The 17,428-nt window shown below is 26.9% G+C and carries 13 protein-coding genes; 6 read left to right on the top strand and 7 right to left on the bottom strand.

Features of this window, described 5'->3' with window-relative positions:
• The first annotated feature begins 51 nt into the window (after positions 1 to 51).
• The 6 genes from HTZ87_RS01455 (at position 52) to HTZ87_RS01430 (ending at position 7,240) form a co-directional block, all read left to right on the top strand.
• Positions 52 to 894, top strand: a complete 843-nt coding sequence (locus HTZ87_RS01455; protein WP_174892792.1) for an RluA family pseudouridine synthase — start codon at positions 52 to 54, stop codon at positions 892 to 894.
• A 7-nt stretch (positions 895 to 901) separates the two neighbouring features.
• Complete coding sequence (locus HTZ87_RS01450) at positions 902 to 1,204, top strand: aspartyl/glutamyl-tRNA amidotransferase subunit C (protein ID WP_174892791.1); 303 nt, start codon at positions 902 to 904, stop codon at positions 1,202 to 1,204.
• A complete protein-coding gene (locus HTZ87_RS01445; RefSeq protein WP_174892790.1) occupies positions 1,204 to 2,520 on the top strand; it encodes an amidase family protein in 1,317 nt (438 codons plus the stop codon). The genes HTZ87_RS01450 and HTZ87_RS01445 overlap by 1 nt, the downstream gene beginning before the upstream one ends.
• Entirely contained in the window at positions 2,521 to 3,948 is a 1,428-nt protein-coding gene (gene gatB, locus HTZ87_RS01440) for an Asp-tRNA(Asn)/Glu-tRNA(Gln) amidotransferase subunit GatB (RefSeq protein WP_174892789.1), read from the top strand. It abuts the gene before it with no gap.
• On the top strand, positions 3,936 to 5,051 hold the full coding sequence (locus HTZ87_RS03565; protein WP_371813987.1) for a YhjD/YihY/BrkB family envelope integrity protein: 1,116 nt from the start codon (positions 3,936 to 3,938) through the stop codon (positions 5,049 to 5,051). The genes gatB and HTZ87_RS03565 overlap by 13 nt, the downstream gene beginning before the upstream one ends.
• A 203-nt stretch (positions 5,052 to 5,254) precedes the next feature.
• Positions 5,255 to 7,240: a hypothetical protein gene (locus HTZ87_RS01430; RefSeq protein WP_174892788.1), complete on the top strand. Its 1,986-nt coding sequence runs from the start codon at positions 5,255 to 5,257 to the stop codon at positions 7,238 to 7,240.
• A gap of 91 nt (positions 7,241 to 7,331) precedes the next feature.
• On the opposite strand, the gene HTZ87_RS01425 is transcribed toward HTZ87_RS01430, so the two are convergent.
• The 7 genes from HTZ87_RS01425 to HTZ87_RS01395 all read right to left on the bottom strand — a co-directional run bounded on the left by HTZ87_RS01425 (position 7,332) and on the right by HTZ87_RS01395 (position 17,387).
• Positions 7,332 to 9,260, bottom strand: a complete 1,929-nt coding sequence (locus tag HTZ87_RS01425) for a hypothetical protein (RefSeq protein WP_174892787.1) — start codon at positions 9,258 to 9,260, stop codon at positions 7,332 to 7,334.
• 2 nt (positions 9,261 to 9,262) lie between these two features.
• Positions 9,263 to 9,538 (bottom strand): hypothetical protein, encoded by a 276-nt coding sequence (locus HTZ87_RS01420; protein WP_174892786.1) that lies wholly within the window; start codon positions 9,536 to 9,538, stop codon positions 9,263 to 9,265.
• 3 nt (positions 9,539 to 9,541) lie between these two features.
• Entirely contained in the window at positions 9,542 to 10,582 is a 1,041-nt protein-coding gene (locus HTZ87_RS01415; protein WP_174892785.1) for a carbohydrate ABC transporter permease, read from the bottom strand.
• On the bottom strand, positions 10,530 to 11,573 hold the full coding sequence (locus HTZ87_RS01410; protein WP_174892784.1) for a carbohydrate ABC transporter permease: 1,044 nt from the start codon (positions 11,571 to 11,573) through the stop codon (positions 10,530 to 10,532). The genes HTZ87_RS01415 and HTZ87_RS01410 overlap by 53 nt, the downstream gene beginning before the upstream one ends.
• Positions 11,563 to 13,647, bottom strand: a complete 2,085-nt coding sequence (locus HTZ87_RS01405; RefSeq protein ID WP_174892783.1) for an ATP-binding cassette domain-containing protein — start codon at positions 13,645 to 13,647, stop codon at positions 11,563 to 11,565. Before HTZ87_RS01405 ends, HTZ87_RS01410 begins: the two co-directional genes overlap by 11 nt.
• A 38-nt stretch (positions 13,648 to 13,685) precedes the next feature.
• Positions 13,686 to 15,026, bottom strand: coding sequence for a thermonuclease family protein (locus HTZ87_RS01400; protein ID WP_174892782.1), 1,341 nt, complete (start codon positions 15,024 to 15,026; stop codon positions 13,686 to 13,688).
• A gap of 87 nt (positions 15,027 to 15,113) precedes the next feature.
• The gene (locus HTZ87_RS01395; protein ID WP_174892781.1) at positions 15,114 to 17,387 is read right to left on the bottom strand and encodes a P68 family surface lipoprotein; all 2,274 of its coding nucleotides are present in this window, start codon (positions 17,385 to 17,387) and stop codon (positions 15,114 to 15,116) included.
• Positions 17,388 to 17,428 lie beyond the last annotated feature (41 nt).

Genomic DNA, 17,428 nt, shown 5'->3' with positions numbered 1-17,428 from the left:
AACAATAAACTATAATTAATGTATAATTAATAATTATAATAAGGAGAAAGAATGTTTGAAATTTTAGCTACAAAAAACGACTCTGGTCGTACAATTTATAAACTAATTGCTAAATACTTAATCAATTTACCAAAAAGTAAATTAGAAAGCCTATTTCGTAAAAAGGATATAAAAATAAACGGAAAAAGAATAAACGACAAAACTGTAATTGTTCAAGAAAATGATCAAATAGTTATTTATGGAGTTTATGACAAAAAAGAAAAAGGACAATTATTCAAAGTAGAACAAAACTTTGATGTTATTTACGAAGATGAAAACATATTAATAGTAGATAAAAAAATCGGAGTTGAAGTTCATGGATCTGACGATTCTTTAGATAATCAGGTTTTATCATATTTAAAATTTAAGCAAGTTGATAGTTTTAAACCTAGCCATGTTGGTAGACTCGATAAAGAAACAAGTGGGTTAATAATTTATGGTAAAAATTACCAAACAGTTAAACATTTAAACGATAAGATCACTAATTTTGAAAAAAAATATATATTTAAAAGTGATTTTAATGAACCGCATAGAGAAATTGAACTTTATTTTTCAAAAGATAACTTAACCGGAAAAATTAAAGCATCACCAAAACCAAAAGAGGGTTCGAAATATTCAAAAACAATACTATATACTGAAAAAAATAAAAAAATTGCACAAATTTTAACTGGTCGTAAACATCAAATTAGACTAACACTTAAATTTTTAGGTAAACCAATTTATGGTGACATAAAATACGGCGGAAAAAAAGCTGAAAGACTAATGTTACATTCTTACTACTTAAAACTCCAAAATTTAAATGGAGACTTAAAATATTTAAATGGTTTTGAGTTTTACTCACTACCAAAATGATAGGAGCAAAATGACAGTAAATAAAGAAAAAATAAAAGAAATAGTTAATTCTCTTATGTTTAATCCTAGTGATGAAGTTTTAGATCACATTATTGAAAATTGACATGAGCTTGAAAACGAACTTAAAAGTTTTGATAAGTTAGATTTAGATAAAGTTAAACCACTTTCACACATAAATGAAGAATATAAAATTGACTTATTAAGAGATGATGAATTTGATAACGAATTTAAGTCTATTAATAAATCTCAAATTTTATCAAATGCAGCAACTTCAGATGATGATTATGTAACAATTAAAAAGGTGGTTAAATAATGAATAGAACTATTAAAATAAAAGGTAATTTAAAACAAGCACTTGAAAATTTAAAAAACGATACTAATAATTCGGTTGCACATTTATATGAAAACCCCCAAAATAGTAATAATGGATTATTTAAAGATGTAGTAATTACTGTAAAAGATAATTATGCAACAGACAATGCTCCAACAAGTGCTTCAAGTTTAATTTTAGAAAACTTTAATACACATTATAACGCTACAGTTATTGAAAAATTTATTAAAGAAGGTGCCTTGATCCCTGCAAAACTTCATTTAGACGAACTTGCATTAGGTGGTACAGGTACTCATAGTGCCTACGGTTTAGTTAAAAACAAATTAGACCCAACAAGATTATCAGGTGGTTCATCTTCAGGTTCTATCGCAACTTTTGATAAAAATATTTCGATTGCTCTTGCAAGTGATACAGGTGATAGTGTTAGACTACCTGCTAGTTATAATGGTTCGGTTGGTTTTAAACCTTCATACGGAGCAATTAGTAGATACGGTTTATTCGCTTACGCTTCATCACTTGATACAGTCGCTTATTTCTCACATAATGTTAATGACACAATAGTAACTTCACAAGTTTTATTCGGTAAAGATAAGCATGATATGACTAGTTTAGATCTACCTATTGACCAAGTTATAAAAACTAAACCAAACAAAGTTGCGGTTTTAGACTTTTCTAAATTCTCCGAAAAATATGTTAATGAATCTATGAAAGAATTAACTTCTAAACTAATAAATGAAGGAATTCAAGTTGATATTATTGAACCGAATTTAGATATTTTAAATACTATTAAACCTACATATAAAGTGATTTCATTCTCAGAAGCAAGCTCGAACTTAGCAAATTTAAACGGTATCGCTTTTGGTTCAAGAGTTAATGGTGAAACATGAGAAGAAGTAATTAAAAATACAAGAAGTGAAAAATTCGGAAAAATGGTAGAAGAAAGATTATCACTTGGTAGTTATTTCCTTTATTCAGAAAATATCGAAGAAATCTTTATTAAAGCTCAAAAAGCACGTCGTGTAATTAAAGATTACATGAATGATTTACACGAAAAATATGATGTTGTTATTTTCGAAGCTTTTGGTGGTATTGCCCCAAAATTTGATCAAGGTAGCAAATATGGTGTTTTAGAATTCATATTAACAGCAGCTAATTTAGGTGGTTACCCTTCAATAACAATACCATTTAGTGAACATCAAAACCTACCATATAACTTAACTTTAGAATCAAAAATATATTCAGACGCAAAACTTCTAGGTATCGCAGAATATTTTGAAGAATTATTAGGAGGAAAATAGATGAAAAATTTTGAAGTAATTATCGGTATTGAAATTCATATCGAACTAAAAACTAAAACAAAAATGTTTTCTCCGGCCTTAATTGATTTTAATGCAGAACCTAATACATACGCAAACCAAATTGATTTAGCTTACCCAGGAACTTTACCACTTGTAAATAAACAAGCAGTTAAATACGCTATAGCTTTAGCTAAAGCACTTAATATGAAAATTGATGATGAATTACATTTTGATCGTAAAAATTATTTTTATCCTGATTTACCTAAGGGTTACCAAATTACTCAATTCTTCCGTCCAATCGGTTCAGATGGAACACTTGAAATTAAATTACCTAATGGTAATAAAAAAGAAATTCGAATTGAAAGAATACATCTTGAAGAAGATACAGCAAGACAACACCACAATGAAGATGCTACACAATTAGACTATAATCGTGCTGGTGTTCCGTTAATAGAAATTGTTACTTACCCCGTTATAAGAAGTGCCGATGAAGCGGCAGCATATGTAGATATGATCAAAAAAACTGTTTTAGCATTAGGTATCTCAGAAGGTAAACTTGAACAAGGATCACTTCGTGCAGATATTAATATTTCGCTACGTCCATATGGTTATGAAACTTTCGGAACAAAAGTTGAAATTAAAAATATGAACTCACTTTCAAATATTAAAAAAGCTATTGAAAATGAAATTGAATCACAAGCTAAACAACTTCTTATGGGTGAAAAAATACTTCAACAAACTAAAAGATTTGATGATAAAAGTAACTCAAATATAGTTATGAGAACAAAAACAGGTACAGTTGAATACAAATATTTCCCTGAACCTAACATACCATATATTAAACTTTCTAAAGAATTTATAGATTCAGTAAAATTAAACGAATTACCAAACCAAAGAGAACAAAGATATTTAGATAATGAAATTCAACAAATCTATATTGATAGTTTAGTAGACGATATTGAATTAGCTAATTATTTTGATTCAATAGAATACCCCGATAAAAATAAATTATCAAAAATATTCTTTGCTGAAATAGTATCGTTAGCTAATACCAATTCAGTAAAAGCATATGAATTAAACATTAAACCAAGTAATATTAAAAAATCTCTTGAACTTTTAGATCAAGAAATCATTTCAAGTAAATCACTTAAAAAATTAATTCCACTTTTAGTCAACTATGAAGGTGAAATTGATAATTTACTTGAAGAACATAATTTAAAACAAATTACAGATCAAAATTTAATTGATCAAATAATCAATAATATAGTTGATAAAAATCAAAAAATAACTGATGAATACCTAACAAGACCTGAAAAAGTTCTTAAATTCGTTCTTGGAATGTTAATGAAAGAAACAAACGGACAAGTTAATCCGCAATTATCAAACCAAAGAGCACTTAAGGTTTTAGATGAAAAATACAAAAAATAGTTATAAAAAACTCTCTAAATTGAGAGGAAAAAAACTCAATTATTAGGGCTTTTTACCTAAACATTATTCAACCAAGTAAATTTATTATTTTTTCAATAATTTACGAAAAAATAATTAAATACATTATCAGTTTCTTTGCATACGCTCTAATTAGAGCTAACAATACAGAGAAAAAAGATACCAGAACAAAGGTTGTACACAAAGTATACGAGAACTTTTCGAGACAAAATTTTTCATTTATATGATTATCAATTACTTTTTACCTTTTAATATCTGTAGTTCCGATTATTTATATAATTAACTTTTTAAATCTTACAATAACAGATAATATTTCAACACTTACTAGTCATGTTGAAATATTGAAAAAAGAGTATAACTCAAGTAATACAAGTCTTTTCCAAAGCTTGTTTAATAATATAATTTTTAATAAATTTATACCTGGTGGACAACAATATTTTAGCAATAATGAAGGTGTAGAAGTCGTAGACAATACTCTTAGTAAACTTTACTCATTAATTCCAGGATCATTTATTGCTGTCCCATCACTTTATATATCTGCTGGTGGATACGGAAAAATTATTACAGCTTACAATTATATGTTTTCTCATGATAAAGTAGGTACTTATTGAGGTAATAAACTAAAAGGATTATTTTTGGTTTTTGCCGTTTCAATATTACTATTTATATTTACAAACATTTACATATTGATATATGCCTCAATGATAAGAAGTGGTTTAGATAAAACTCATTGAGTCTTAGATTTATTTTATCTATTCCTATCCCTCATTTTCTTTTTAGTATCATTTTTAGTACTTTTCAGATTAACACCATCATTCAAGTTGCGTTTTAACTCAATTTGAAGAGGAGCTATTATATCAACAATACCAACGTTTGTTTTATTAATAATTTATACATATTTAAATAAAATTATTTCTTATTCAAAATTCGGTTCAGCTGTAGGTTTCTTCTTTACAGTAGGCTTCTTTGTTAACTGGTTTTCATATTTTATGTTTCTTGGAATTACCTTTAATGAAGCTTATTATAAAAATTATATTAGTACGCGTACAATACCTAAAAAAGTATACTTTTGATTAATGATTTAGCCTATTCAAAAATAGTTTCAACACCAAAATTGAAACTATTTTTTTATTTTCTTCTTATGTGGTAATATGTAAAAATTAACTATTTTTTAAATAAAAAATATATATAATATTATAGTAATAACTTATTTTAGGGCTATTAAATAAATAATACTAATTATTTATTTTTAATATAAAAATAGCTCATGATAATACAAGGAGAAAATATGAAATTTAAAACTAAATGATTTAAAGGGTTAGTTATAGCTTTACCATTCGTAGCCGCCGGTGTTACACTTGGAACAGTTGTAGCATTAAAAAACGGTAAAGAATCACCCGAAAAAATAGCTTACATAAAAGTTATAAATGAAGCTACTAAATTTTTAGATTCAACAACTGGAGACGATTTTAGCGAAATAAAAAACACTTTAAAAGCTAAAGTAGATCAAGCTAAAGAAATAGTAAAATTAGATAACAAAAAACCAGAAGAATTAAAAGTTGAAACACAAAAATTAACTGAATCATTTGAAAAAGCTAAAGCTGACAAAGAAACAGTTTTAGTATTAAAGGCTAAAAATCTACTTAAATCTAGACTAAATGAAGTTAAGACATATATTCAAAATAATTTAGCTGAAGATAAATATTCAGAAATTAAAAAAGCCTTACAAGCTAAATATGATGAATTCGAAGCGATCGAAAAACTTGACGGTCAAACAAAAGAAAAATATAGAGAAACAACAAAAGAACTTAACAATGCATGAAATAAGGCAAAATCAGATGCGGTCGCTAAAGATGAAGAAATCAAGAGACAAGAAGAAGAGAAAAGAGCGATCGAATCACTTAAGTCTGAAATAAATCAAATCAAAACTCAAATAACAGAAGAAAACACTAAGTTAGACGAAAGATTTAAAGATCAAAAAGCTAAAGTAGTTAAAAAATTAGAAACATTTGTTGTAAATGAACCTGAAACAAAAAACAACTTAGAAACTACAAAACAAAACTTAATGACTTTCAAAACTAGTTTTGATGCCTTTGTTAATGATGTAAATGTTGCTAATGAAATATTAAAATCTAATAACGAATTTAATAATGTAAATGATACTGAAACAGTATTAGCCAAATTAAATGAATTATTAAATGGAACAAACCAAAAAACAACAGAAGTTAATGATAAAGTATTTTTAGTTACTGATGATGATAAAAACAAATTCTTTAACTGAGAATTAGGCGAAAATAAAAGCACATTTAGAAAAAATGATACTAAAGAAAGATATACTGAAATTTTTAAAGATGTAATTCCAAATGACGATTTAAATAACATCGTATCAAAATTAGTTTCTACAACAGGTCTAAAAAATATGTTTGCCGTTTTATTAGGCCAAGGAGAAAATTACAACGATTTATATTGAGAACATTCAGATTATATTATTAAAAAAGATATGTTAAACCAAGAAAAATATAATAATGGATATCAAGAATATAAAACATCAAATAACGGAGAAGAAGGATTACACCCTAGATTATTAGAAAACTGATTAATATTCAACTGACATTTTGACGGAAAACCAGAATTTGGTGATGATGTTAATAAAATAAATGATAAAATAAATGAATTATTCTTAAAACTTACAGAAGCAAATGATGTAGATACATTTAAACAAACACAATTCACTGAATTAAATAAAAGAATTAACGATTTTATTCCACTAGCCAAAGAAGAACTTAATGAAGACAAAAAATCTAAAGCAAAAGAGTATTCTGAAGCTTATCTATCATCATATTTAAACTTAGCAATTTTAAAATACGAAGTTAAAAAATATTTAACAGAAAAATCAAATAAAATTACTAAAGCTACAGAAGCCATAAATAAAATTAATGATTTCTTAAAAGAAATAGTAATCGAAAAAGAAGAAAGTAATAGCGGTGGAAATGTAGATGGTACACAAGAAGGTGATAATTCCACACCTAAAGAAAAAGAACAAACAACTCCTGCTGATCAAGCTAACCCAGGTACAAGCACATCTGACCAATCACAACAAGGAGAAGAAGTTAAACCAAAAGAAGAACAACCAAGCACAAGTTCAGAAACAAACGGAACTAATCAATCACAAGATGATCAAAGTTCAACAACAAGTTCAACAAATAGTCAACCACAAGCAGACGCTGAAGCTCAACCAAAAGCTGATGCATCACAACCACAACCTGCAAATTAATTTAAGATAGCATTTATAAAAATGCTATTTTTTATACAAAAAAACACCAATAGCTTAATTGTTATTGGTGTTTTAATAATAAATATAATTGTTATTTTTTAACGTTTGCAATTTTGATGAAGGCAGGATCAATAATGAATTCACCATTATCTATTTTATCTTTTAATTGATAATCATCAAAATTAATATTTTCCGCACTTGCAGAATCTTTTGTAGCTTTAAATAATGAATAAACATCATAAGCTTTTCACTCACCATTAGATTCTTGAAGTTCTAATCAGTAAGTTTTTTTACCTTGGTTTGTACCTAATATAATTTGAGATCTATTATCTAGCAAGAACATCATTTTAGCAAATATTTCTACTAAAGAAAATTGTGTAGATGTTGCTATTTCTGTTTCTTTTGCTACGAAATTAACAATAAAATCAATATCTTCTTTATGATCTAACTTAAATTTATCTAAAAATTGTTGATCTTTTTCTGGTAAAGAATTATTTAAATAAGCTGCTGAAGTTTGAATTCTTTCTACTTCAATAAGATCTTCTTCAAACTTTTTAAGTTTTATTTGAGCTTGAACAATTTTAGCATCATTTTCTTTAATTAATCTTTTGTTTAATGAGGCTGTTTTTGGATTGTTTTTAATTTGTTCATTTAATGTGTTATTAAGACTAGTGTAGTTGTTAATTGTATTGTGTAATGAGTTTAAACTATCATCACGTTTTTTATAAATGATTAAGTATAAATGTGATTTAACAAACTCTACTGGATTTTTTAGAAACTCTTCGTTTTGTTCTGTAGTTAGTTCAATTTGTTTTTTATCATTATATTTTTCAATTTCATAAGTAAATATTTGGTATTCATCTGATCTTTCTTTATTTATTCTATCAATACTTTGTAAAAGGTGTGTTGGACCAAAACCTAATGAAATACCATTTGATACACTATCTAATGATTCCACTTTGAAATTAGAATAGTTGGTAATAAAATTTTTGTATAATTCTTTGAATAACATTGAACCTTTTGCTTGTTTAGATTTTAAGAATAAGTCTAAATTCTTACCAGCAATTTTTTCGAAAACATTTCTTGGAATTGCGTTTTCAACTATTTGAGGAGAAATAGACACATTAAATTTATATGATGATGAATCATAAGTTAAAATTGGTTGACCAATTTTTAAGTACTCATTAGCTTGTTCATCTTCTTTACTTGATTCTTTAGATAAAACATCATAAGTTGCAAAAGGTGTGTTTTTAACGAAGTGTTCAACAATTCATTTAACATCAGCGTTTGTTACAACGTTTTTAGTATTAGATAAATCAAAATAAGAGAAATTATCTAAAGCGATTAAATCTTTTTGAATTATTCTTTCTTTTTCAACTAAAATTCCGGTATCTCTTTTATCGTTGAAAATATATTTTTTAATTCTTGATAAGGTTTTGTGCTCTTTATTTGGTTCTAACGCTTTATATTCTTTGATGTTATTTTTTAATTCATCAATTGTATTTTTTAAAACATCTAATGAAGTAAAATTGATTTTTGATAATTCATCAACGTATTCAATACGTTCTAAAATATAGCTATTATTTTCGTATTTTTCTTTTTCTTGATTTCTTTTTTCTGTAAAAGTATCAAATTTATTTTTATATTCTGTTATTTTTTGATCATTAATTTTTAAATTATTATTTTCAATCAAATAAAAATCATTGAATTTTTTTCTTAAGTGTTCATTGTCAACGCTAACAATATTTGGAAGTGCAACATCAACATTAGAAAATGTATAAGTTAGTTTTTTAGTTTTGATTATGTTATTAATAAATTCTCTTTGTTTATAAGCTTCATTATTTTTAAAGTATCCTTCAACAGGATTGAAAGCAACATTATTGAATAAATTATTTTTTACAAATTTATCAGAGAATTTAACTGAGTTATCGTTGTCATAAAAACATGAAACGGTACTAAGTGGTGCAAGTGTAGTTAAAACAACTCCACCTATTAAAAATTTTATTTTCTTAAATTTCATAATTATGAAAACATTTCAACGTATTTTCAAGATTTATATCCAGCATATGAAATGATAGATCCAATTACGAAAACAACAATTGAAAACGCTAACCCTCCTATTGAATATGACTTGATAAATTTATATGTATCAGTTATTTGTTGGTCTAATGTTACTTTTTCAGATAAGTTTAAAACAAATTCTAAATTGCTAATTAAAACTGATAAAGTTATTATTCCGATAAAAGCAATTAAAGTAACAATTGATCATATAATAATTTTTGTTTTATATCTTCCCATAATTTATCCTTTAATTGTTGAACCTTGTCTACTAATTGCGCTCATAATTCTTTTTCTAAAGATTAAGTAAATAATGAACATTGGTAAAATAACAATAACCGATGCTGCTAATCTAATGTTTTGTTGTATGTTTAAAGTTGAATCTGGATCGTTAGGATCAATTCCTGCTTTAAATAGTCATACAGAAATAACTTGTGCTTGTTTAAAGTCTGAAGCTATAATTGATGGTCATAAGTATGAGTTTCATGAAGCTAGAGAAGTTAAAATAACTATTGTTAATGTTGTTGGAACAACCATTGGGAAAGCAACTTTGAATAAGTATTTAAATCCTGATGCACCATCAACAAGTGAAACTTCCTTAATTCTTCCCGGAATTGCTTCGAAAGCGTTTTTATACATAACTGTATTGAAAATACTTGCAACGAATGGTAATGAAACCCCTAATAACATTGTAAATAAATTACTTTTTAGGTTTGTTCTAACCACAACTGTATATTGACCAGAAAGTAGGGCAACCTCTGGTAAAACTAAAAGTGCTAGTGCTAAGAATCAAACTACATTTTTACCTTTTCAATTCCGTAGTGAGAATGCATAACCCATTAAAAATGTAATAACTACCTTAAGTACAACAGATATAAGAACATTTAAAAATGTAAACCCTGCTGACGATCAAAATCCTGATGTAAAGGCACGTTTATATGTGTTTGCAACAACTGTTGCTCAAGGTGCTATTGAGAATCCACCTGCACCATTTGCACTTGTATTAACAAAGTATGTTCTACCTTCAGTGAAAGAAGGTAAAAATCTAAACTCTGTTTGTAATTTTAATGCTTCATCATCTGTCATAAATGAAATTGAAATCATTAAAATAAACGGAAATAATATTAATACCCCAAAAAATGAAAGTAATAATAATTTTGATAACCCACTTAATATAACTGTTGATACGTTTTTATCAACTACTTCTGAGGCAACTTTTTCTTGGTTTCTTTTAATTTTGCTTTTTATCAATCTCTTTTGAAGCTTTAACTTTCATTCAAACATTTCTTTCTCCTAAGTTATTTAATGATAATTGCACCATAAAGAATCCACCACGAATTATTGATGAGAATGACACCCCAATAATAAATAGCGAAATCGCTGCTGCTCCAGCTAAGTGGAAGTTACCTTGTTTTGTTACTAAGTATACATATAACATAAGTGTACCACCACCATATGTAAATGCATCTTCAGGTCTATTTTGGAATAAAGCAAGTGGGAATACTTTAAGTCCACCAATAATACCAAGTGTAATAATAAAGTTGATTGTACCTTTGATTGAAGGTAATGTTATTTTAAAGAATTGTTTAAATCCTGCACAACCATCGATTGATGCTGATTTATATAGATTTTTATCAACACCTAACATTGATGTTGTAAAAATTAAGATATTAAATGCTAAGCCACTTCAAATACCGTTAATAAACATAGCGAATAAAGCATTAAAAGTATATGGATCATTAGTTGATAATCACGGAGTGTTACCACCAACTAAATTATTTAAAATACCATTTGTTCCAAAGAATTGGATGAATGCTGCAGAAACAGCAACGGCATTTGTTACATAAGGCATGAAAAATATTGTTTGTCATAGACCTTTTGCATATTTACGATGTAATCTAGAGATTACTGATGATATTGTTAAGGAAATAGTCATAACAAATGGTAATACTATTAAACCGTAAATAAATGAGTTTCTAACACCAACGGCAAATCTAATATCTTGAAAGATTTTTGAATAATATGATAGTGTAAATTGACCATCTGGTGTGTAAAATGATTCTTTTATATTAAGAAACATTGGATAAACCGTAAACATACCAATTAAGAATAAACCAGGTGCTAAAAGCAATAAAGGTATTCAAAATGGTGTAGGTTCATCTAAGATAGAGTGTGATAAAGAAAGTTTTTTCTTAGATTGTTTTTTTAGTGATCAGTTTAAAATGAATGGAATTTTATTTGCAATAAATTGATGCAAATTATTATTAAAATTCATATTCAATTCTCTCTTCTGTTGATGCATTAAAGATATGTAATTTATTTAGTGGTAAATTGAAATAAATTTTGTCATCAACTCTAAAGTTATATGAATTATCTAATAAGAAATTAATTTTTCCTACATTTTCAATTTCAACAACTAATTTACTTTCTTTACCGAAGTTTTCTTGAATAGCAACTCTTCCTTCGAACATGTGTTCTTGATCTTTTTCAGTTAAAATAAAGTCTTCAGATCTAACACCAACGTTTAATGATAAGTTTGAAACGTTTGGTATTTTAACATTTTCGATTTTTTTGTTTGCTACATATAAACTACCATCTTTATATTCTGAACTAAATAATCCCATTTCAGGCATTCCTAAGAAACGAGCAACGAATTGATTTTTTGGCTTGTTGTATAAATCAAGTGGTGAACCAATTTGTTGAACTTTAGCTGTAGACATACACACAATAATATCTGAGATAGACATAGCTTCTTCTTGGTCGTGTGTAACAAAAACAGTTGTAATACCTAATGATTTTTGAATTTCTCTAATTCATTGTCTTGTTGATATACGTAATTTTGCATCTAAGTTTGAAAGCGGCTCATCCATTAATAAGATTTCAGGTTTTTTAACAATAGCACGTGCGATTGAAACACGTTGTTGTTGCCCTCCTGATAATCTTGTTGGTTTCTTTTGAAGGATAGGAACTATCTCTACACGTTTTGCAACTTCCATAACTTCATTATGGATAGCTTTACGTAATGAAATATTATCTTTTAAGTATTCTTTTAATAATAATTTTTCATCTTCATCAAGAATTGAAGGAATAAGACCTTTTCTTTCTTCTTTTAATTTTAAGTTTAAGCTGTATTTAGCTTCAATTTCTTTTACTGAATTGTAGAATTCTTTTTTAGCTAATAAAGGAAGTGTTTTACTATCTTTTAAAAGTGTTTTATATGTTTCATCTGTCTTTTTAACATCTTTAAACATTTGTTTTTCTTTTAAGTATTCAGCTTTAGCTTCTTCTTTTATAACTTTGTATTTATCTACTATTTCTTTGTGTTTTTGTATATATTTGTATCTAGTTAATAATTTAAGTAATTTTTCTTCTAATTTAACAATTTTAATTCTTGTATTTAAATCATAATTATTAAAATCAACCGCTACTAGATTAGCAACATTACTTTGAATTTCGTTTATACGATTGTTGTATTCGTTTTCATCGTTAACTTTGGTATATTTTAAAATATTTTTATCAAAGTTTTCAAGAATTTCCGCTTTAGCAAATGTATCAGGTAATAAACGATTATTTTTATCAGAAATAAACTTCTCTTTAATGTTTCTAATTTTGTTTTTAGAGTCTTGTTTTACTTTATCATTAGTTTTTAATACATTTTTTGTAAGTAATGAAATATCTGAAGTTTCATGAACTAATGAAAGTTTGTAGTTTGTGTGTGCTCTTTCGTAGTTATCTACTATTTTTGCATAGTATTCATTAAGTTTATGTGGTAATTCTTCAGAAATTACTTGTCATGTATCAAAAGAAGTAGTTAATAAGTTAATTTCTTCTTCTGTAGCTCCTAATTTTTTTAGGTATAATGCTCTAATATTATTTTTAGCCTTTTCTTTCTTTAAGAAAGTTTTGAATTGTCAGTCAAAATCGTTTTTAAGAGGGAATGCGATGTTTGCATAAACACTTAAGTGTGGATATAAGGCATAGTTTTGGAACACAAAACCAATTTTTCTTTTTTGAGGTGTGAAGTCAGTAACGTCTTTACCTTTGAAAAGAATTTTTCCAGAAGTGGCAGTTAAAAGTCCTGCAATAGCATTAAGTGTTGTTGTTTTACCAGAACCTGATGGTCCAAGTAATGTGACTAATTTTCCTTCAGGGATTTTAAAACTAACATTATCAACGGCTAAAGTTTCTCCGAAGTCGATATTTAAGTTTTTTAGTTCGATGGCAGAAATGTCATCTTCTTTTTCGTTTTTAAACTTATCGTAATATGATTTAATTTTAGATTTTGTTTCTTCATTATTTTTCAATATTAATTCTAAGAGTAAATTTTTAATTTTTTTAAGTGAAATCATTAATAATCCTTTCTAATCTAATTTTACTATATTTAATACTATTTATTAATGTAATCACCTATATTTTTAGAATTTTTATCAATTTTTTCTTTAAAAAATGGGTGTCATTTGTTATTAATTTTAATATTATAAATATATTTAGTTACATCTAAAGGTTTATCAAAGTATTTAAAAAACCCTTTATTGTTTTCTACTGCTTCATTAAATGATTCGTACATTTTAGGATAAATAGATTTAATGTATGAATTTTGTAATGTTTCTGATCTCATTGCAGTTTCTCAGGCGTCATTAGCATACGGTAAAGTAAATCCAGCTCTTACAACTTCATTATTGTATGAATATTGGTGTTTATCACCAAAGAATATGTCGGCAGTTACACGTCCATAAGCATCAAAGTCGGTTACAAAACCAACGTAAACATCATTTTTGTATTCGTCTGAATCTTTAAATAAACTTTCAGCAAAATGAGTAGGCATCAATGCAAAAGCATATTCAAATGGTGATGATGTAACAACGTTTTTACCACTACCAACAGCTTTTTCAGGGGTATCAATACCAGCTAATCTAATTGTATAAGTCTTATCTTTAACAATTTCAACGTTTGATACATTACTTTTGTTTTCTAATGCAACTACATCAAATGTATCACCGTCTTTCACACGTACAACTTTAGCTCTAAAGAAATCTACACTTTTAGCTTCTTCAGAAGTTCAATCAAACGCTTCTTTAAATTGACTTTTATCATATGATGTAGGCATTTCACTTAATACTGGATTAACTAAAGTTTCTAAATCATTGAATTTATATTCTATATCTTTAAAGTTAAGGAATGCTTTATCATCTAAATAAGGTTTATAAGTAATTGTTATGTAATTTTTAACTTTATCTAGGTTTAATGCTGCTTTTTGAGATTCTTCATCCTGACCTTTTTTACTTAAAGTTCCTAAATCTAGTTTAGAATTAGTACTTGAAAATTTTCAAGTAATTGTTTTTGTCTTTCCGTCTAATTCAATTTGACTTTCAAATGATTCTGGATATCCTGTTACATCTTTTGAATTACGTAATAATTTTGTTCCGTTTTGGTTAGGAATAACCACATTATTTAATGCATGTTTTTTTGTAACAGTGTCAACATATTCATTTAAATAATTCTCAAATTTTAATGTTGTTTTTATTATAGAATCTTTAGGGTTTGAAGATTTATATTCTATAAAATGTAAATCATTTACTAATTTTGTAGTTAAAATTAATTCTTTTGATTTCATATCATTATTTTGCTCTTTCGAAGTACTTGAACCACATGAAATTGTGTATAACAATGTAGTAGTACTAAACGAAATTGGTAGAGCATATAAAATTTTTTTAATATTTTTTTTCATTTTAAATCCTAATTTTTAAGTATATAAAATAAATGAGTTTGCTATGCAAACCCGATTTATTTTAAATTTTTATATTTGTTGTAATTATTAGTTTTGAGTATTTAAACCTTGTGTCATTGTTTCAACAAATTTAGAAAAGTCTGATTTAGTTGCTGTTTTATCTGAAAATTCTTTTTGTCTTGCATCTCATGCCGCTTTAATTTGTTTTCTGAATGATGCTGAATATTCACCAGCTGGTTCTTCAAAAGCAACGTAATCTGCTTCTTGAGAAACTTTACCAAATTCTTCTAAAGCAACTTTTAAGTAATTATTATTTCCGTATATTTTTTTCTTATTTTCTTCATCTAATTCATTAAATTTAGAAATAGGTGTAATGTAACTCATTGATTTTTGTAATGCTAACATTTGTTCGTTGTTGTTAATTAATCATTTAACAAACGCTTTTGTTGCTATATCTTCACTTTGGTTTGAATGTATACCAATTAATGATGGACCTTGTAAGTATAATACTTTTTTAGCATCTGTTTTTTCTCATTTAGTAGGTGTTACTCTTGGTAATAATTCATTTTCATTTAAGTAATCTTTGTCTGTTTTACTTTCGAATTTTAATCCTAATTTTCCAAGGAAATCATTTTTATCAGCTTTTGAAACTAAAAGTAATACAACATCATTATCACCATTTTTTAATTCTACATATTTTGGTGTAATGTCATTTTGATTTGCTGTGAATTGAGTATTAGCTTTTAATAAATCAAAATCTTTTTTGCTAATTAATACAAATTCTGAATTTTGTTGACTGAATAACCCTTCTAATTTAGTATCTGATTCTGTAGAAAGTGATTTATAATCGTATTTTCCTGGTTTTTTATCACTTGTAGATTTTAAAACTTTATTTTTATATGAACTTACATAACCAATAACTTCTGCTGGTTTATCACCACTTTTAGGTGTTAATCCAAATTCTAAAAATGTTTTATCATCAGCTTTTAATTGTACTTTTGAATCACTTGTTTTGTAAACACTTGTAGCTTTACCAGCTTTTTTAAAGTTGTATGAGTAACCTGCTGTAGAACCAATTGAAAATGCAATTTTATGTTCTGTTTGAGTTGTTGAAGAGTATTGACCCCCAGGGAATGAATATACAGCTCCTGACTCAAAGGCTTTTGAAAATTTTTCAAAGATTATTTTCGATTTTTTATAAGTATTTTGTTGATCGTTTTTAATGTTTGTAAAGTTAATTGTTGCTCTTCCGTCATTTCCTCTAACTACTTTTTGTAACATTAAGTTAGAATCTGCACCTAATGATGAGAATAAAGCTTGTTCATAAACTCCGGCAATATCATCTATACCAAATACATGTACTGATGAATCAACTTTATTTGATGATTCATTAAATAAAGATTGAGCTAACATACTAAAATCAATTAAATCAACATAATTATCAAACATAGCAAAATCTAATTTTTTACCTGATAAAAGAGTTTTTGCTGTTGAAATAGGTTCACCTCAAATTTTTTGAACTGATTCTCTATCACCTTTACCAGCATTAATCATTTCTGTAAATTTTGCTTCAGAATCTTTATCAATGTATGAAGCACCATTTTCAATCATTTTTTCAAGAATGTAGCTCATTACTGAAGCGTTAATTGATAAAACTTGAGTACTTTTGAAAAATGGTAAAACGTATGTTGATTTATTTACAACGTTTTCTAAATCATCATTATTTGAGATAAATGCACTATCAAAAGATGTAATATCTGTGTTGATTGATGGATCTAAATGGTTAAAACTTAATAACATGTTTTTGCTTGCTAATGTTGCAGCAACTGGAGCATAGTTGATTACTAAGTTGTAGAAACCTGTAGTATCCTTTGTGTTTAATTTATTTGTTACGTCCTCTTTACCAGCATCATAACCACTTCCTAAGTTTTGTTGTTCTACTGGCATAGCACCTTCGATAACACCTAATTTTTTGTACTCTGCTTCTTTTTGTTCATCTGTAAGTGAACTATTATTTTTTACAGCGTCTTTTTGTTTAACTAATTCATTGTAAACATCAATAGCCGCATTTAAGCTTTTTGCTTGAGCACCAGTTTCACTAAATGTTGTACCAATTTTAATTTTTCCGTCATTTTCTTGATCAAAACGAGAACCTGCAGGAACAGTTGTGTTAGCACCTAAAGATGCATTAGTAACTCTACCTAATTGTTCTGTTGGAATTTGGTCTATATTATTTTCACCATTATCCACTGTTGTGTTTGAACCACTGGTTGACTGTCCACAACTAATTGCTACACTTAATGCTGCAAATGATGAAACACCACTTAACGCAAAAGCGAATTTTTTAAATTTATTATTCATTAAATATTTTCTCCCCTAAAATTAAAATATAAAATATGAAA

The sequence above is a fragment of the Mycoplasma sp. OR1901 genome (genome assembly GCF_013348745.1).
Taxonomy (GTDB): Bacteria; Bacillota_I; Bacilli_A; order Mycoplasmatales; family Metamycoplasmataceae; genus Mycoplasmopsis.
This window is presented reverse-complemented; position numbering and strand designations above follow the sequence as displayed.